An 18,499-nucleotide genomic window follows, 5' to 3' on the forward strand; every position below is an offset into this window, starting at 1 on the left:
GCGTCACTTGCCGTGGCCATCGCCGAACTCCACGCGCACCGGGAAACCCGCCGGCAGTTCCGCCGCGTCCTTGCCCAGGCTGACTTCCGCCAGATAACTCAGGCGCGCGGCGTCCTTGCCGGTCAGCGCGTAGTACGGGGTGAACACCGGCTCGCTGCGAATCATCCTGACCTTGCCGGCATACACCTGTTCGCGGCCGTCCACGTGCACGCGCACCGCGTCGCCGACCTTGACCCGCGCGCGCAGCGGTTCCGGCACGTAGATGCGCGCATACGGTGCCTCGCCGACCAGCATCACCGCCAGTGGCGCACCAATCGGCGCCTGATCGCCCAGGCGATACGGCAAGCTGTCCACGCGCCCGGCGCGCGGCGCCACCACGTTGAGCTTGTCCAGGGTGACGGCCTGCACCGCCGCCTGCGCCTCGGCGGCGGCAAGCGCCGCTTCGCCCTGCGCGACCTGCTCGCGGCGGGTGCCGCGCTCCAGTTCCAGCAATGCCGCCTGCGCCGAACGCACCTGCGCGGCGGCGTTGTCGGCGGCGGCGCGGGCGCGATCCACTTCGGAAGCCGCGACCAGTTGCTGCCTGCCCAGCGGTTGCAGCCGATTGAAGTAGGCGCGGGTGTCACTGGCCTGCGCCTGCGCGGCGGCCAGCGCGGCGCGCGCCTGCGCGATGGCTTCCACCCTTGGTCCCGCCTGCAGCTCCGACAGCACGTCGCGACTCTGCCTGGCCTGCGCGCGCGCCGCTTCCAGTTGCGACTGCGTGCGGGTCAGTTCGAGCTGCAGCAGGGGCGCGCCGGCCGCGACCTGTTGGCCTTCGCGCACGTCGATGCGCACGATTCTCTCGGCCACCGGCGCGGGCAGGGTCACCCGGTCCCATTCCAGCGTTCCCAGCGCCTGCGGCGTGGCCGGCTTGCAGGCCGCCAGCGCCAGCAGCGCGCAGGCGGCGATCAGGTTGCGCTCACTTCGCATCGTCAAGCTCCAGTCCACGATCAAGCAGCACCAGCGTGTGCCGGCGCAGGTCATCGAAATCGACATCGCCGGCACCGAACAGCGCGCGCCAGATCGGCGCGCTGGCCAGCGGGAAGAAGGTCAGCCCGACCAGCGAGACCATCAGCAGGCGGGGATCGAGATCGGCGTTCAACCGCCCCTGCCTCTGCGCTTCGGCGAAGCGCCCGGACATCATCCGCGGCAGCATCGGACCCACCTGTTCGATCAGCAGGTCGCGCAGCGCGCCGCCCTCGCACAGCACTTCGCGCACCCACAGGGTGGGCAGCCAGGGATGGCGCGCGACCAGCCCGCCAACGCCTTGCACGAACGCGGCGATCAGGGCGGCCACGTCGTCACCCGCCTGGCTGACCGGCTCGCGCAGTTGCGCCACCACCGGCAACAGCCGCTCGGCCACCACCGCCTGCTGCAACTGCGGCTTGTCGCCGAAGTAGTAATGCACCAGCGCCGGGGTCACCCCGGCCTCGCCGGCGATGTCGCGCAGCGAGGTCGCCGCGATGCCCTGGCGGACGAAGCAGGCCAGCGCGGCGTCGAGCAGGCGTTCGCGTTGATCGGCCTGATCGGCTCCGGGCCGGCCGGGGGCGCGCTTGCGGCGTCCGGCGGCGCCGCGCGCGCTTTCGGCGGCGGACGTGCGGGAACGGGAGGGAGTGGGTGATTTCGGCATGCGCGCATTATTTAATTCATCATTTAATTAATGCAAGACCGAGCCGACGGACGGTCGCCGTCCGGCCTTCCATGTGGCGCGGACGGGGTCAGCGGTTTAACCTTCCGCTCCAGACACCTCGGTCGAGAACGCCGCCGTGATCCCGCACTTCCGCTGATCTGCCGCTTGCAAATCCGCCGTGCCCGCTCCACATCGAAGCGGCCGTTCCCCATTTCCAATTCCGCCCTGCCCGTCCGGCACCGCCGGCCGTCTTCGGCCCGTCCGCCGCGGCAAGGCCATTTCCTCCGCTTCCCATGACTGCACCCAGCAAACGCGAATTCACCCTGGAACCCGAAACCGCCGAACGCCTGGCCAACCTGACCGGCCCGTTCGACGCCCACCTGCGCCAGATCGAGCTGCGCCTTGGCGTGGAGATTGCCAACCGCGGCGCGGTCTTCCGGGTCACCGGCCCGGAAAAGGCGGTCGCCGCCGCCGAGAAACTGCTGCGCTCGCTCTACGAGGAAACCGCCAGCGAAACCTTCGACAGCGAGGCCATCCATCTGCGCCTCAACGACGCCAACGTCGACCACGTCGCCGCCGGCGGCTTCGAACCGCAGGAAGTGGCGATCAAGGTCAAGCGCGGCACCGTGCGCGGGCGTGGCGCCAACCAGGCCAACTACCTGCACGCCATCGCCACCCACGACATCAATTTCGGCATCGGCCCGGCCGGCACCGGCAAGACCTTCCTGGCCGTGGCCAGCGCGGTCGAGGCGCTGAACGAATCGCGGGTGCAGCGGCTGATCCTGGTGCGCCCGGCGGTGGAGGCCGGCGAGAAGCTGGGCTTCCTGCCCGGTGATCTCACCCAGAAGGTCGATCCCTATCTGCGCCCGCTGTACGACGCCCTGTACGAGATGCTGGGCGTGGAGAAGGTGGTCAAGCTGCTCGAGAAGAACGTGATCGAGATCGCACCGCTGGCCTACATGCGCGGACGGACGCTTAACGATGCGTTTGTCATCCTCGACGAGGCGCAGAACACCAGCATCGAGCAGATGAAAATGTTCCTGACCCGCATCGGCTACGGCAGCACCGCGGTGGTCACCGGCGACCTGACCCAGATCGACCTGCCGCGCCACCAGAAGTCCGGGCTGAAGGACGCGCTGGACGTGCTGCGCAACGTGGACGGCATCTCCTTCACCTTCTTCAGCAGCCGCGACGTGGTCCGGCATCCGCTGGTCGCGCGCATCGTCCAGGCTTACGATGCGCGCGAGGGCAAGGATTCGGAGACAGGTCCGGCATGACGCAGGGTCCGACACGGCTGGAGGTTTCGGTCAGCTACGCGCTGCCGCGCGCGGGCCTGCCCGCGGCGGTCAGCTTCCGCAAGTGGGTGGCGGCGGCGCTGCACGGGCGCATCCGCGAGGCCGACCTGGCCATCCGCATCGTCGACAGCAAGGAAGGCCGCGCGCTCAACCGGCACTACCGTGGCCGCGACTACGCCACCAACGTGCTGAGTTTCCCGGCCGACGTCGCCGAGGGCGTCAAGCTGCCCAAGGGCGTGAAGATGCCCTTGCTGGGCGACCTGGTGATCTGTGCGCCAGTGGTGGCGCGCGAGGCGCGCGAGCAGAAGAAACCCCTCGCCGCCCACTACGCCCATCTCACCGTGCATGGCACCCTGCACCTGCTGGGCTGGGATCACGAGGACGACAAGGAAGCCGAGTGCATGGAGCAGTTGGAACGCGAGATCCTGGCCGAACTGGGCATCGACGATCCCTACGCCGAGCAGTAGTCCCGGCCGTGCGCAGCCGCTACGCTTCGCGCTTTCCCGATGTTCCGGATCCGTCACATGCGTCCTGCCCGTTCCGCTCTCGTCCTCCTGCTGCTGGCCGCGGCCGGCGGCGCGCCTGCGCAGGCATCGGAACAGGCGGCGGAGCCGGATCCCGCCAAGGTCGACCTTGCCCGGCTGATCGCCTGCCAGGGCCAGCCGGAGGAATTCATGGCGCTGGCGGTCGCGCAGCAGGATCCGCTGAAGGCGGTCGCGCTGGGCTGGCGGCCGCTGCCCCAGGCCAACATGTTCCTCAGCGAATACGAACTGGCCGCGCCGCTGACGGTGTTCGGCCATCCCACCCGTCGCATCGCCTTCGCCGGTTCCAGCGTGATGGCGGTGCTCGACCTGCCGGACCCGCGCCCGCTGGCCCGGCAACTGGAACTGGAAACGGCGGTCGATACACCCGACAAGGCCATGTTCGGCAAGGAACTGGTCAGCGAGGAGGTCCGCGATCCGGCCACCGGCGCGGCCCTGGTCCGCTCGGCGGTACTCAACGTCTCCAACGTCACCTCCCACCCCGGCAAGACCCTGGTCGGCTGCACCTACAGCATTGATCCGCTTGAGGAAGAGCCGGCCGAGGCGCCCGCCGCCGGCTGAGCGTCCGCCGCGCCTGCTAGACTCTGCCCCGTCGCCCGCACCGCGGGCGCCCCTTTCCGAGAGATGTCAGAAGACGACAGTACCCCCGCGCCGGAGCACCACGAAAAACGGCGCAGCTGGCTGGAACGCCTGAGTTCGGCGTTTTCCGGCGAACCCACCTCCCGCGAAGACCTGGTCGCGATCCTGCGCGATGCGCAGAGCGACGGCCTGATCGGCGGCGACACCCTGCGGATGATGGAAGGCGCGCTGACGGTCGCCGAGCTGACCGTGGGCGACGTGATGGTGCCGCGCGCACAGATGATCTCGCTGCCGGTGGACGGCCGCTTCCTGGACCTGATGAAGCTGGTGGTCGAATCCGGCCATTCGCGCTTCCCGGTGCATGGCGACAACAAGGACGAGATCCTCGGCATCCTGCTGGCCAAGGATCTGCTGCGCGGCGTGGTCGCTGACAACGGCCCGGGCAGCATCCGCGAACTGCTGCGCCCGGCGGTGCTGATCCCCGAGTCCAAGAAGCTCAACCTGCTGCTCAAGGAATTCCGGCTGTCGCGCAACCACATGGCGATCGTGGTGGACGAGTACGGCGGCGTCGCCGGCGTGGTCACCATCGAGGACGTGCTGGAGCAGATCGTCGGCGAGATCGACGACGAGCACGACGAAGCCGAGGACGGCGCCTCGCTGATCGCGGTGCAGGCCGACGGGCAGTACGTGGTGGATGCGCTGACGCCCATCGCCGATTTCAACGAACGCTTTGGCGCGGATTTCCTGGATGACGAATACGACACCATCGGCGGCCTGGTCACCGCCGCCATCGGTCACCTGCCGGAAACCGGCGAGGAACTCACCCTGGGCCGTTTCGCCTTCCGTGTCGCCAAGGCCGACGCGCGCCGCGTGCATGCGTTCCACGTCGGCATCCTGGCCGACGCCTGACATGCTGCGCCGCCTGATCCTCGTCGCCGCGCTCTGGCTGCTGGCGGCGTCGGCCTTCGCCGCGCCGCGCATCGGGGTGGCGACGATGCAGCCGGGCGAGGTGTTCTTCGAACGCTTCGGCCACAACGCCATCGTGGTGGTGGATCCGGCCACCGGCGCGGCCACCTCCTACAACTTCGGTTATTTCGATCCGGGTGAATCCGACTTCGTCGGCAACTTCGCGCGCGGGGTGATGCAGTACTACCTGGTCGACCTGCCGCTCGGCGAGGATCTGGCCCAGTACCGCGACAGCGGCCGCGGGGTGCGCCTGCAATGGCTGGACCTGCCGCCGGAACAGGCGCAGGCGCTGGCCGCGGCGCTGGCCGTACGGGCCAGGCCGGAAAACGCGCGCTACCGCTACGACTACTTCACCGCCAACTGCTCCACCCAGGTGCGCGACGCGCTGGACGCGGCGATGGGCGGCGCGCTGAAGCCGCAGCTGGCCGGCCGCTCGCGCGGCAACACCTACCGCAGCGAAAGCGTGCGGCTGGCCTCGCCGGCGACCTGGATGTGGCTGGGTTTCGATCTGGGCCTTGGGCCTTCGGCGGACCAGCCGATGTCGCGCTGGGAGGAAGCCTTCATTCCGATGCGCCTGGCCGACAGCCTGCGCGAGGCGAAGAACGCCGCCGGCCGTCCGCTGGTACAGGCCGAGGAAGCCCTGCTGCCGCACCGGATCGCGCCGGAACCGGCCGAAGCTCCGCGGCGCTGGTGGCCATGGCTGATCGCCGGCCTGGCCCTCGCGGCCTTGCTGGTGCTGGCAGGTCGCCGCCATCCGCGCGCAGTAGCTGCGGCCGCACTGCCGTTCTGGCTGCTGTGCACGATCGCCGGTGGCCTGCTGGCGTACCTGTGGGGTTTCAGCGAGCACTGGGCCGCCTGGCGCAACCACAACCTGTTGCTGCTCAACCCGCTCTGCGTACTTCTGCTTCCCGGCGCAATCGCCGTGCTGCGCCGCCGCAATCCGGGCCGGCTGTTCCGTTCCACCCTGCTGATGGTCGCGTTGTGCGCGCTGTTCGCGTGGTTCGTGCAGTGGCTGCCTTTCGCCTTCGGCTACCAGTTCAACCAGCCGTGGATTGCATTGCTGCTGCCCGTCCACCTCGCGCTCGCATATGTATTCAGACGGTCGCCTCACGCCGGCTGACGCAGGATGCGGCCTTTCCCGCCGCATCCGCAGGGTCCGCATGCTGATTCGACTGTTCGCCCTGACCGTCCTGTCGCTTCCGCTCACCGCGCTGGCCGCGCCGCCGGTACGCGTCAGCTCGCCCGATGGCCGCATCGTGGTGGAACTGGATTCCGATCCCGATGGCCGCCCGACCTATGCGGTGCAACGCGACGGCAAGCCGCTGCTGGCGCCATCGCGGCTGGGCTTCCTGCTGGTCGACACGCCCAAGCTGGATCGCGCCATCGCGGTGACCGCGCCGCGCACGCGCAGCTTCGACGAGACCTGGGAACAGCCCTGGGGCGAGCGCCGCCGTATCCGCAACCATTACAACGAACTGCGGGTGACCCTGGCCGAGAACGCCAAACCGCGCCGGCACCTGGATCTGGTGTTCCGCGTGTACGACGATGGCCTCGGCTTCCGTTACGAGTTCCCGCGCCAGGAGGGACTGCCGACGGTGAGGATCCGCGAGGAGCTCACCGAGTTCACCCTCGCCGGCGATGCCACCGCGTGGTGGATTCCGGCCGGCGAATGGAACCGCGAGGAGTACCTGTACCACCGCACGCCGGTGGAAGCCGTCGGCGACGCGCAGACGCCGATTACCTTCCGGCTGGCCGACGGCACCCATCTGTCGATCCATGAAGCCGCGCTGGTCGACTATTCCGGCATGAACCTCACCCGCGTCGAAGGCCGGCGATTGAAGGCATCGCTGACACCCGGCATCGACGGCGCCAAGGTCACGCGCGAGGCACCGTTCAACACGCCCTGGCGCACCGTGCAGATCGCCGATGACGCGGGCGGACTGGTGACCTCCAGCCTGATCCTCAACCTCAACGAACCGAACGTGCTGGGCGACGTGTCGTGGGTCAAGCCGATGAAGTACGTCGGCGTTTGGTGGGAAATGCACCTGGACACCAAAACCTGGGCGTCGGGCCCGCGCCACGGCGCCACCAACGAGAACGTGATGAAGCACATCGACTTCGCCGCGAAGCACGGCTTCGGCGGGGTGCTGGTCGAAGGCTGGAATGTCGGTTGGGATGGCGACTGGTTCGGCAATGGCGAGGACTTCAGCTTCACCCGCTCGTATCCCGATTTCGATCTGGAGAAGCTGAGCGCGTACGCGAAGTCCAAGGGCGTGGTCCTGATCGGCCACCACGAGACCTCCGCCAACGCCGCCCACTACGAATCGCAGATGGGCGCGGCGTTCGATCTGTACCAGCGGGTCGGCGTTCCGGCGGTCAAGACCGGCTACGTGTCCGACGCCGGCCAGGCCAAGGTGACCGGTGCCGATGGCAAGGTCCACTACGCCTGGCACGAAGGCCAGGACCTGGCCCGCCATCACCTGAAGGTGGTGACCGAGGCGGCCAGGCGCCACATCGCGATCAACGCCCACGAGCCGATCAAGGACACCGGCCTGCGCCGCACCTATCCCAACTGGATCTCGCGCGAGGGCGCACGCGGCATGGAGTACAACGCCTGGGGCAACCCCGGCAATCCGCCCGAGCATGAAGCCATGCTGGTGTTCACCCGCCTGCTGGCCGGGCCGATGGATTTCACCCCCGGTGTCTTCGGCATGAAGACCCGCGCGCCGGACGGCGTGGCGACCACCTGGGCCAAGCAACTCGCCCTCTACGTGGTCATCTACAGCCCGATCCAGATGGCCGCGGATCTGCTGGAAAACTACGAGGCCAATCCGGGCCCGTTCCAGTTCATCAAGGACGTGCCGGTCGATTGGGAAGAGACCCGCGTGCTCAATGGCGAAGTCGGCGACTACGTGACCCTTGTGCGCAAGGAACGCGGGGGCGACAACTGGTACCTGGGCGCCATCACCGACGAGGAACCGCGCACGCTGAAGGCGCCGTTGTCGTTCCTGGATCCCGGCCGCCGCTATACCGCGCAGATTTACCGCGATGGTCCAATGGCCGACTGGAAGGACCGGCGCGAGGACATCGTCATCGAGGAGCGCGAGGTCGGCTCGACCGACACACTGGAACTGAAACTGGCGCCCGGCGGCGGCCAGGCGATCCGCTTCGTGGCCCGGTAAAGCCAGCCTCCTGTAGGAGCGACGTAAGTCGCGACCGTCATCCCACCGTACAGGGGTTCCCGGCCGCGCTGGCAACGTTTGGCGGTGGGGACCGCGGGTCGCGACTCACGTCGCTCCTGCACGGCATGCCGGCGACCGCTTGCCGCTCAAGGTCAACTGGCGCACGATCCGGCACATGAACCAATCGCCTTCGCTGAACCCCGTCCAGAACGCCCTGCCCTCCTGCGTCATCAACTGCGTGGTCTATGACCAGCACGGCAAGCGCCGGGACATCGGCCTGGATGAAATCAGCGATGTGCTGGCGGTGGACGACGGCACGTTCATCTGGGTGGGCCTGTACGAGCCGGCCGATTCGGTGCTGGAGAAGCTGCAGGAGGAATTCTGCCTGCACGACCTGGCGGTCGAGGATGCGCAGAACGCGCACCAGCGGCCCAAGCTGGAAGCCTATGGCAACTCCCTGTTCATCGTCATGCAGACCGCGCAGGTGGTGGACGACCGGATCCGCTACGGCGAAACCCACGCCTTCCTCGGGCCACGCTACCTGGTCACCGTGCGCCATGGCGCCTCGCTGTCGTATGCGCCGGTGCGCGAGCGCGTGCAGCGCGAACCGGACCTGCTGGGACTGGGCCCTTCGTACGGTCTGTACGCGGTGCTCGACTTCATCGTCGACAACTACCGCCCAATCGTCGACGAGTTCCGCCAGACCCTGGACACGCTGGAAAAGGACATCTTCGCCGACACCTACCGGCGGGTGACCGTGGTCAAGCTGTACGAACTCAAGCGCGAGCTGACCAAGATGCGGCTGGCGGTGGCGCCGCTGCAGGACGTGCTGGCGCAACTGTCGCGTACGCAGAGCGCGCTGATCCCGGAAGAGGTACGGCTGTATTTCCGCGATGTCCACGACCACGTGCTGCGGGTCAACGAATCCACCGACACCCTGCGCGAGATGCTGACCACCGCGTTGAGCGTCAACCTGTCGCTGGTGACCCTGGCCCAGGGCGAGACGGTCAAGCGCCTGGGCGCCTGGGCGGCGCTGCTCGCCGCGCCCACCCTGATCACCAGTTGGTACGGCATGAACTTCGAGCACATGCCCGAACTGGCGGGCCGGTTCTCCTATCCGCTGCTGATGATCGGCGTGGCGGCGGTCTGCATCGGCCTGTATCGCCTGTTCAAGCGCGTGCGCTGGTTGTGACGATCCGGTGACCGCCGGCCGGTTTCGACCAAAGTCGAAGGCGGGAATCCGGCTTACGGATTGACCCTCCCCCGGCATCGGAGGACTCTAGCGGCAGTCTCCGTGGAGGGTGGATTCATGAAAGGTCTGTCGAAACTCGGCTGGGCGGCGCTGGCCGTACTCGGCGCATTCGCGCTGGGCACGGTCGCGCTGCGCCGGGGCGAGCACATCAACGCGATCTGGATCGTCACCGCGGCGGTCTCGATCTATCTGATCGCGTACCGCTTCTACGCGCAGTTCATCGCCAGCCGGGTCATGCAACTGGATCCCACTCGGGCCACGCCGGCGGTGCTGCGCAACGACGGCCTGGATTACGTGCCCACCAACAAGCACGTGCTGTTCGGCCACCATTTCGCCGCCATCGCCGGTGCCGGCCCGCTGGTCGGCCCGGTGCTGGCCGCGCAGATGGGCTACCTGCCCGGCCTGTTGTGGCTGGTGGTCGGCGTGGTGCTGGCCGGCGCGGTGCAGGACTTCATGGTGCTGTTCATTTCCAGCCGCCGCGACGCGCGCTCGCTGGGTGACCTGGTGCGCGAGGAAATGGGGCCGATTCCCGGCACCATCGCGTTGTTCGGCGCCTTCCTGATCATGATCATCATCCTGGCGGTGCTGGCGATGGTGGTGGTCAACGCGCTGGCCGAAAGTCCGTGGGGCATGTTCACCGTCGCCGCGACCATGCCGATCGCGATCCTGATGGGCATCTACATGCGCTACATCCGGCCCGGCCGGATCGGCGAGATTTCGGTGGTCGGCCTGCTCCTGCTGCTGGGCGCGATCTGGCTGGGCGGCAAGGTCGCCGCGGATCCCACCTGGGGGCCGGCGTTCACCTTCTCCAAGGAATCCATCACCTGGATGATGGTCGCGTACGGCTTCATCGCCTCGGTGCTGCCGGTGTGGCTGCTGCTGGCACCGCGCGACTATCTGTCCACCTTCCTCAAGATCGGCACCATCGTCGCGCTGGCGATCGGCATCCTGATCGTGATGCCGGATCTGAAGATGCCGGCGGTGACCGAGTACGCCCGCACCGGCATGGGTCCGGTCTGGACCGGCGGCCTGTTCCCGTTCCTGTTCATCACCATCGCCTGCGGCGCGGTGTCCGGCTTCCATGCGCTGATTTCCTCCGGCACCACGCCCAAGCTGCTGGCCAGCGAGCGCCACATGCCCTACATCGGCTACGGCGGCATGCTGATGGAGTCCTTCGTCGCGGTGATGGCGCTGGTCGCGGCCTCGATCATCGAGCCGGGCGTGTACTTCGCGATGAATGCGCCGCCGGCCGCGGTCGGCAAGGACGTGATCGCGGTGGCCGCCAAGGTCAGCGAATGGGGCTTCGCGATCAGCCCGGACGTGCTCACGGCCACGGCCAGGGACATCGGCGAAAGCACCATCCTCAACCGTGCCGGTGGCGCGCCGACCCTGGCGGTGGGCATTGCCCAGATCCTGCACAGCGTGCTTCCCGGCGAAGACACGATGGCGTTCTGGTACCACTTCGCGATCCTGTTCGAGGCGTTGTTCATCCTGACCGCGGTCGACGCCGGCACCCGCGCCGGGCGCTTCATGCTGCAGGATCTGCTCGGCAACTTCGTCCCGGCGATGCGCCGCACCGAGTCCTGGACCGCGAACATCATCGCCACCGGCGGCTGCGTGGCGTTGTGGGGCTACCTGCTGTACACCGGCGTCACCGATCCGTTCGGCGGCATCAAGACCCTGTGGCCGCTGTTCGGCATCTCCAACCAGATGCTGGCGGGCATCGCGCTGATGCTGGGCACGGTGGTGCTGTTCAAGATGAAGCGCGATCGCTACGCCTGGGTCACCGCGGTTCCGGCGGTGTGGCTGCTGCTGTGCACGACCACCGCCGGACTGCTGAAGATCTTCGACAGCAATCCGGCGCAGGGCTTCCTGGCGCAGGCGCACAAGTACCAGGCCGCCATCGCGACCAACACCGTCACCGCGCCGGCGCAGAACATGGGCGAGATGCACAAGATCGTGGTCAACGCCTACGTCAACACCGGCCTGACCGCACTGTTCCTGTTCGTGGTCGCGGCGATCCTGATCTACTCGATCAAGACCATCCTCGCCGCGCGCCGCAGCACGGTCCGCACCGATCGCGAGACGCCCTACGTGCAGGTCGATCCGCAGCAACTGGCGAACCTGTGATGGGTACCGCGCTCGTTCCCGTCAGCCACTACCAGATGCACCGCCGGGTGTGGCGCCGGCTGGTGCAGACGGCGCGGCTGTGCTGTGGCGTGCCGGACTACGACAACTATGTCCGGCACATGCTGGAGAAGCATCCGGATCGCGAGATCATGGATTACCGGACCTTCTTCCGCGAGCGCCAGGAGGCGCGCTACGGCGGCAGGAGCGGCTTCCGCTGCTGCTGAGGCCATTTCCGTTCCAGGCCGGGGCGGGACCATCAGGTCCCGCCCTTTCTGTTTCCATCGACCGCTCATCGGCTGAACCGACATGCGCTGGCCGTATCGCCGACGGCCCGGCGTTTCCCCAGTCACCAACGGAACTGCGCGCCGCGTAGCCGCCGTTTCACTCGACGCCAAAGGGGTTCGCCATGAATGCACCGTCCCGCCGCAAACCGGCGCGCACGCTCACATCCTTCCGCAGGTTCCTGTCCACCGTCACCGCCACCGCCGCGCTCGGCCTGGTGCTGTCAATGCCCGCCCACGCCACCGGTACCATCGGCACGCCGACGCCGGTCGACGTCGGCCTGAGCTGCAAGGACTTCGATACCGCTGGCATCCTCAGCGAGCTGGTCATCAATCCGCTGCCGGACGGCGTGCAGGCGCACACCGACGGTGTCCTGACCGTGGATACCATCCATTTCGAATCCACCAGCGGCTGGCTGCTGTACTGGGAGCAGCTGAGCACCGGGCAATCCATCCACAGCGTGTCGATCAGCGACGACAACGGCGGCGTTCTCTACAGCTACGATCCGCCGGTCACCAGCGACGCCGGACTGCACCTGCCCGCCGCGCCGGGATTCACCATCCTCACCAACAATCCGTATCCGCACATCAGCCGCGCCAGCTTCTGCTACTCCATGCCGGATCAGACCGGCTTCGAGGGTTGCACGCTGGGCTACTGGAAGGTCAAGAAGCACCACGATTCCTGGCCGGCACCGTTCACCATCAACACGTCACTGCAGAGCTACTTCGGCAGCAGCGCGCCCGACGTGACCTTCCTGACCGCGCTCAACTTCCAGGGCGGCCCGGGCGTGGATGGCGGCGAGCGCATCCTGCTGAAGCAGGCGGTGGCATCGTTGTTGAACGCGGCATCGTCGGGCGTGGACTTCCCGCTGACCGCCGCCCAGGTGATCCAGCAGGTCACCTTCGCGCTGGACAGTGGCGATCGCGACGTGATGATCTCGCTGTCCGCCACTCTGGATGCCTACAACAACCAGGGTTGCCCGCTGAACTGAAACGCGATACCCCTGAAAAAAACACGGCGGCCTGATGGCCGCCGTGTTTTTTCATGGTTCCAGTATCCGCATGGCCGGCGGCCTCCGGCTATCCCTGCCCCGCCATCGCGCGCAGGATGATGCCGACCAGATAGGCCGCGCCGGTACCGGTGGCGTAGCCCAGCGTGCCGAGCAGCACGCCCACGGGCGCCAGCGCCGGATGGAACGCGGTGGCCAGCACCGGTGCCGAAGCCGGACCGCCGATATTGCTCTGCGAGGCGATCGCGAAATAGAAGAACGGCGTGCGCAGCAGCTTGCCAATGCCCCACAGCAGCACGATATGCACTGCGATCCACATCACGCCGAGCAGGAACAGCCACGGACGTTCCAGCAGCGCCAGCAGATCCATCTGCATGCCGATGCAGGCGATCAGGAAATACAGGAACAGCGAGCCCCACTTGGACGCGCCCACGCCTTCCAGCGTGCGCATGCGGGTGAAGCTCAGCAGCAGACCGGCGAAGGTCGCCAGCAGCACCACCCACACGAACGGTTTGTCCAGGCTCACCATCGGTGACCATGCGACGTTGGCAGCGAACCAGTCCGCCAGCGGCGCGGCGACCGCATGTGCCAGGCCCACGGTGCCGAAGGCAACGCCGCCCAGCACCATCAGATCCGTGAGCGTGGGAATGCGTGCATGCTGTGCCTGGTAGCTGGCGATGCGCTCGCGCAGCTCGTCAATGGCCGAAGTGTCTGCTCCGCTATGGCGATCCAGCGCCGGCGCGCGGGCGGCGAAGAAGATCAGCACTGCCATCCACACGTAGCCGACGCCGACATCGACCACGGCGAACTGGCCGAAAGTGGTCGCGTTGACCTCGAAGATCTCCTTCATCGCCAGCATGTTCGCACCGCCGCCAATCCAGCTGCCGGCCAGCGCCGCCATGCCGGCCCAAGTGTCGCCGGCGACGGTTTCGGGATGGAACCAGCCCATCAGCTTGAAGGCCACGACCGCGCCCAGCATGATGCTCAGCACCGCGGCGACGTACATCACCAGCATCTTCCAGCCCAGGCCCAGGATGCCCTTCAGGTCGATGCTCAGGGTCAGCAGCACCAGCGCGGCCGGCAGGAACACGTCGCGCGCCACCGGGTTGTAGAGCTTGGTGTTCTCGCCATCGATCAGGCCGATGGTGTTGTAGACGCCGGGAATGAAGTAGCACAGCAGCAGCGCAGGCACGAAGCCGTAGAACTTGCGCAGGAAGCGGTTCTCGCTGCTCGAGGTCCAGAAGATCGCGCCGAGGGTGGCCGCGATCAGGCCGAACACGGTGATGTCGTTGGTGATGAGTGCGCCGCCGGTGCCTGCTGCCGCCATCCGGTATGTCTCCCCTGGTGATGAAAGCGTGCCCCCGGCCCAGCCGTTTCCCTGGCACGAAAAAAGGGCACGCCGCGATCGCGGCGTGCCCTGCGTGCGTCACTGGCCGATGTGCTGCTTCAGCCAGGCGTTGACGGTGTCGTGCCACTGCACGCTGTTCTGCGGCTTCAGCACCCAGTGGTTCTCGTCCGGGAAGTACAGGAACTGCGACTTGATGCCCTGGCGCTGCAGCGCGGTGAACGCCGCCAGGCCCTGCTCGACCGGAATGCGGTAATCGAGCTGGCCGTGCACGACCAGCATCGGCACCTTCCAGTCCTTGACGTGGTTGACCGGATTGAACTTCTCGTAGTTGGCCGGCACCGCGTACGGCGTGCCGCCCTGCTCCCACTCGGTGAACCACAGCTCCTCGGTGGAGTAGCCCATCATGCGCTGGTCGAACACGCCGTCGTGGTTGACCAGGCACTTCCACGGCTGGTTCCAGTTGCCGGCTATCCAATTGACCATGAAGCCGCCGTAGCTGGCGCCCAGCGCGCAGGCCTTGTTGCCGTCGAGGAAGGAATACTTCTGTTGCGCCGCGGCCCAGCCCTTCTGCAGATCCTCCAGCGGGCGATCGCCCCAATGCTGGCTGATCGCGTCGGTGAAGGCCTGGCCGTAACCGGTGGAGCCATGGAAGTCGATCATCACCACCGCGTAGCCCTGGCCGGCGTAGGTCTGCGGGTTCCAGCGATAACTCCAGCCATTGCCGAAACTGCCCTGCGGACCGCCGTGGATCAGGAACGCCACCGGGTACTTCTTGCCTTCCTGGTAGTTGTGCGGCTTGACCACGTAGCCGTGCACGGTTTCGTCGTTCCAGCCCTTGAAGCTGAATTGCTCGAAGTCGCCGAACGACACGTCCTTCAGCATGTCCTGCGCGCTGGGCGTGATCGCGCGTTCCGGCGCACCGGCCAGCGACGTGGTGAACAACTGGTCGCCGCTCTTGAGCGAGTTGCGGGTGAACGCCAGGGTATCGCCGGCGATCTCGAACGCGGAAATGCTGCCGTTGCCGATCACCTTCTCCGCCTTGCCGCTGGCGATGTCGACGACGAACAGCGGATGCTCACCCATGTCCTGCGCGGTGGTGTAGATGCGCTTGCCGTCGGCCGAGAGGGTGATGCCGTCGGCGGAACGATCCCAGTCCGCGGCGATTTCGCGCGCCGCGCCGCCGGCGGCATCCATCGCCATCAGCGCGAAGCGATCGGCTTCGAAGCCGGGGCGCTTCATCGCGCGGTAGTAGAGCGTCTTGCCATCGGCGCTGAATGCCGGGCCGGTATCCCAGGCCGGGTTGGCGGCGGTCAGGTTGGCCGGCGTGCCCTGGCCGTCGGCGGACAGGCGATACAGATCGAAGTTGGTCGACCACGGCTCACCCTTGGACTGCACGCGCAGGCTGGCGACCAGCGACTTGCCATCCGGCGCCCAGGTGTATTCATCGGCGCCGCCGAACGGTTTGGAAGGCACATCGCCATCCAGGCTGTCGGTCAGCGAGGTCGCGCTGGCGACCGGCTGGGCGCCGGCGGCCGGCAAGGCGGCCACGAACAGGCGGCTGCGACGGCCATCGGCCCAGGTGTCCCAATGGCGCACGAACATGTTTTCGAACAGCACGCCGGTGTTCTTTTTCGCGGAAGTGGCTTCAAGCTTCTTCCGGGTGCAGGCGAAGTCGGCCTTGCAGTCGGCGAAGGTGTCGGCGCTGAAGGCGATGCGGCTGCCGTCCGGGGAGATCTTGTAGCTGCCCACGTCCAGCGCGAACCCGGTCAGCTGGCGCGGCTCGCCGCCGCTGGTCGGGATGGCGTACAGCTGCTGGCTGCCGGACTTGCCGCTGAGGAAGTAGACCGTCTGGCCATCGGCCGAGAAGGATGGGGAATTGACGTTCCAGCCTTCCGGGGTCAGCCGCTTCGGCGGCGCCAGGTCGCGGGTGAGCAGGTTGCGCACGTACAGCGCGCTGCCGGCCTTGGTCAGTTCCTTGTCGATCTGGCGCTTGGCGAACACCACCGCGCGGCCATCCGGCGACAGCGTCGGCGAGGAGACGCGATCCAGCGCGGCCAGATCGCGGATGTCCAGGCCCCGCTGGGCGGCAAGCGCCGGCAGGGTCGCCAGCAGGCAGAGGGGCAGTACGGCGAGACGCAATTTCATCCGGGGCTCCGGGCAAACAGGAAAACCCCGATGTTAGGCCGATACGGCGGCCCGGCGCAAAGGCATGAGGTCATGCCCCTGCGCCGCTATGGCGCGGCCAGGCGCCGGTTTCAGGCCTTTTCGCCGCGCTGGCCGGTCCGGTACAGCAGCCAGCCGACCACCGCCAGCACGGCCAGGCCGATCCACTGGCTGAAGTGCCAGGCTTCCGGCAGCGCCAGCACGTCGGCGCGGGCCGAGGCGACAATCGGAATCGCGATGGCGATGCCCATCAGCGCTTCGCCGGTGATCAGGCCGGCCGAGAACAGCACGCCCGGGCGATGCACGCGATCGCGCCCTTCCTCGTCGTCGGCGCGGACCTTGTGGAAACGTTCCACCAGGTGCGCCAGCAGGCCACCGAGGAAGATCGGCACCATCAATTCCAGCGGCAGGTAGATGCCGATCGCCGCGGCCAGCACCGGCACGCGGAAGCGGGCCTTGCGCGACTTCAGCCATTCGTCGAACGCAATCACCAGCGCACCGACCACCGCACCGATGCCGATCATCGCCCACGGCAGTTCACCGCCGAACAGGCCGCGCGCCACCGACGCCATCAGGTTGGCCTGCGGCGCGGCCAGCGAATTGGGATGCTCCGGGGTCGGCGCGCCGATGCCGTAGGCCTGCGCCAGCAGGTTCAGCACCGGCGCCATGATCAGCGCGCAGGAGAACGCGCCGATGCCCAGCATCAACTGCTGCTTCCACGGAGTCGCGCCGACCAGGTAGCCGGCCTTGAGATCCTGCAGGTTGTCGCCGCCCACTGCCGCGGCGCAGCACACCACCGCGCCAATCATGATCGCCGCGACCGCGCCCAGCGGGGCGCCGCCGGCACCGACCGGCGACATGCCGCTCTTGCCCAGCAACAGCACCAGTACCGCCGAGGCGAACAGGATGGTGGAAATCGTGATGCCCGAAACCGGGTTGTTGGAGGAACCGATCAAGCCGGCCAGGTACGCCGACACACTCACGAACAGGAAGCCGGCCGCGATCATGATCAGGGTCATCGGCACGCTGACGTGCCACTGGCCGACGATGGCCTGGTACAGGCCCAGCAGCGGCAGGGTGAACACCACCAGGGCCACCAGCATCCACTTCATCGGCAGATCGCGTTCGGTCTCCAGCAGCGCCTGGCCACCGGCACCGCTGCTACGCGCCGCGGCAAAGCCGCTCTTGATGCCCTTGAGCAGCGACTTGCGCAGCGAGAACAGCGTCCACACGCCGCCGACCAGCATCGCGCCCACGCCCAGGTAGCGGACCTTGGCGCCCCAGATGGCGAACGCCGCGTCGGCCGAGGCGGCGTTGGCGATCGAGGCCGCCAGATCCGGATCCGAACCGATGAAGAACGCCTGGTACAGCGGGATGGCGATATGCCAGGACAGCACCGCGCCGGACAGCACCACGATGCCGACGTTCAAGCCGACGATGTAGCCCACGCCCAGCAGCGCCGGCGACAGGTTGGTGCCAAGGAAGGCGGTGACTTTGGAGCTGCCGACGTAGGCCGACTGGGTCCAGGTATCCGGAATCATCCGCAGGCCGCTGGCCGCGGCCAGCTTGACCACCGCGCCGATCACGCCGGACAGGGCCAGGATCTTCAGGCCCGGGCCGGGGTTGTCACCGGCCTTGAGCACTTCCGCAGCGGCCTTGCCTTCCGGGAACGGCAGCGGGTCCTCGACGATCATCGAACGGCGCAGCGGCACCGAGAACAGCACGCCCAGCAATCCGCCCAGCCCGGCGATGCCCAGCACCCACCAGTACTTGAAATCCGGCCAGTAGCCCATGATGACCAGCGCCGGGATGGTGAAGATGACGCCGGCGGCGATCGACGAGCCGGCCGAGGCGCCGGTCTGGACGATGTTGTTCTCCAGGATGGAGCCGCCTCCCAGCACCCGCAGCACGCCCATGGACACCACCGCGGCCGGGATGGCGGTGGCGATGGTCAGGCCGGCGAACAGGCCCAGGTAGGCGTTGGCGGCGGACAGGACGACCGCCAGCACGACGGCCAGCAGCACGGCACGAAAGGTAAGTTGAGGCGTCGCAGCCTGGTTCATGACGCGGTTCCGGGGATACAGA

15 protein-coding genes are annotated in these 18,499 nt (G+C 67.5%); 10 read left to right on the forward strand and 5 right to left on the reverse strand.

Annotated elements, in window-relative coordinates:
• Nucleotides 1-3 precede the first annotated feature (3 nt).
• Nucleotides 4-966, reverse strand: a complete 963-nt coding sequence (locus FHW78_RS17290; protein WP_183644789.1) for an HlyD family efflux transporter periplasmic adaptor subunit — start codon at nt 964-966, stop codon at nt 4-6.
• On the reverse strand, nt 956-1,666 hold the full coding sequence (locus FHW78_RS17295; RefSeq protein ID WP_183643528.1) for a TetR/AcrR family transcriptional regulator: 711 nt from the start codon (nt 1,664-1,666) through the stop codon (nt 956-958). Before FHW78_RS17295 ends, FHW78_RS17290 begins: the two co-directional genes overlap by 11 nt.
• Nucleotides 1,667-1,959: 293 nt before the next feature.
• Here FHW78_RS17295 and FHW78_RS17300 point away from each other — a divergent pair, with 293 nt between their 5' ends.
• The 10 genes from FHW78_RS17300 to FHW78_RS17345 all read left to right on the forward strand — a co-directional run bounded on the left by FHW78_RS17300 (nt 1,960) and on the right by FHW78_RS17345 (nt 12,885).
• Nucleotides 1,960-2,943 (forward strand): PhoH family protein, encoded by a 984-nt coding sequence (locus tag FHW78_RS17300; RefSeq protein ID WP_183643531.1) that lies wholly within the window; start codon nt 1,960-1,962, stop codon nt 2,941-2,943.
• Nucleotides 2,940-3,428 carry an rRNA maturation RNase YbeY gene (gene ybeY, locus FHW78_RS17305; RefSeq protein ID WP_183643534.1) on the forward strand — a complete coding sequence of 163 codons (489 nt, stop codon included), beginning with the start codon at nt 2,940-2,942 and terminating at the stop codon, nt 3,426-3,428. Before FHW78_RS17300 ends, ybeY begins: the two co-directional genes overlap by 4 nt.
• Nucleotides 3,429-3,485: 57 nt before the next feature.
• Entirely contained in the window at nt 3,486-4,064 is a 579-nt protein-coding gene (locus tag FHW78_RS17310) for a hypothetical protein (protein WP_183643537.1), read from the forward strand.
• A 63-nt stretch (nt 4,065-4,127) separates the two neighbouring features.
• The gene (locus tag FHW78_RS17315; RefSeq protein WP_183643540.1) at nt 4,128-4,991 is read left to right on the forward strand and encodes a transporter associated domain-containing protein; all 864 of its coding nucleotides are present in this window, start codon (nt 4,128-4,130) and stop codon (nt 4,989-4,991) included.
• A gap of 1 nt (nt 4,992) precedes the next feature.
• Entirely contained in the window at nt 4,993-6,168 is a 1,176-nt protein-coding gene (locus FHW78_RS17320) for a DUF4105 domain-containing protein (RefSeq protein WP_255443331.1), read from the forward strand.
• 40 nt (nt 6,169-6,208) lie between these two features.
• Nucleotides 6,209-8,230, forward strand: coding sequence for a glycoside hydrolase family 97 protein (locus FHW78_RS17325; RefSeq protein ID WP_183643546.1), 2,022 nt, complete (start codon nt 6,209-6,211; stop codon nt 8,228-8,230).
• Between the two features lie 175 nt (nt 8,231-8,405).
• Nucleotides 8,406-9,422, forward strand: coding sequence for a magnesium and cobalt transport protein CorA (locus FHW78_RS17330; protein ID WP_183643549.1), 1,017 nt, complete (start codon nt 8,406-8,408; stop codon nt 9,420-9,422).
• 117 nt (nt 9,423-9,539) lie between these two features.
• Nucleotides 9,540-11,612: a carbon starvation CstA family protein gene (locus tag FHW78_RS17335; RefSeq protein WP_183643552.1), complete on the forward strand. Its 2,073-nt coding sequence runs from the start codon at nt 9,540-9,542 to the stop codon at nt 11,610-11,612.
• Nucleotides 11,612-11,836: a CstA-like transporter-associated (seleno)protein gene (locus FHW78_RS17340; protein WP_141453696.1), complete on the forward strand. Its 225-nt coding sequence runs from the start codon at nt 11,612-11,614 to the stop codon at nt 11,834-11,836. The genes FHW78_RS17335 and FHW78_RS17340 overlap by 1 nt, the downstream gene beginning before the upstream one ends.
• A gap of 182 nt (nt 11,837-12,018) precedes the next feature.
• A complete protein-coding gene (locus FHW78_RS17345; protein ID WP_183643555.1) occupies nt 12,019-12,885 on the forward strand; it encodes a hypothetical protein in 867 nt (288 codons plus the stop codon).
• A gap of 88 nt (nt 12,886-12,973) precedes the next feature.
• On the opposite strand, the gene FHW78_RS17350 is transcribed toward FHW78_RS17345, so the two are convergent.
• The 3 genes from FHW78_RS17350 to FHW78_RS17360 all read right to left on the reverse strand — a co-directional run bounded on the left by FHW78_RS17350 (nt 12,974) and on the right by FHW78_RS17360 (nt 18,477).
• Nucleotides 12,974-14,230 carry a DUF819 family protein gene (locus FHW78_RS17350; RefSeq protein ID WP_183643559.1) on the reverse strand — a complete coding sequence of 419 codons (1,257 nt, stop codon included), beginning with the start codon at nt 14,228-14,230 and terminating at the stop codon, nt 12,974-12,976.
• Nucleotides 14,231-14,329: 99 nt separating this feature from the next.
• Nucleotides 14,330-16,396: a S9 family peptidase gene (locus FHW78_RS17355; protein WP_183643562.1), complete on the reverse strand. Its 2,067-nt coding sequence runs from the start codon at nt 16,394-16,396 to the stop codon at nt 14,330-14,332.
• A gap of 110 nt (nt 16,397-16,506) precedes the next feature.
• On the reverse strand, nt 16,507-18,477 hold the full coding sequence (locus tag FHW78_RS17360) for an oligopeptide transporter, OPT family (RefSeq protein ID WP_183643565.1): 1,971 nt from the start codon (nt 18,475-18,477) through the stop codon (nt 16,507-16,509).
• Nucleotides 18,478-18,499: the final 22 nt, after the last annotated feature.

The sequence above is a fragment of the Pseudoxanthomonas sp. OG2 genome (assembly GCF_014192765.1).
Classification (GTDB): Bacteria; Pseudomonadota; Gammaproteobacteria; order Xanthomonadales; family Xanthomonadaceae; genus Pseudoxanthomonas_A; species Pseudoxanthomonas_A beigongshangi.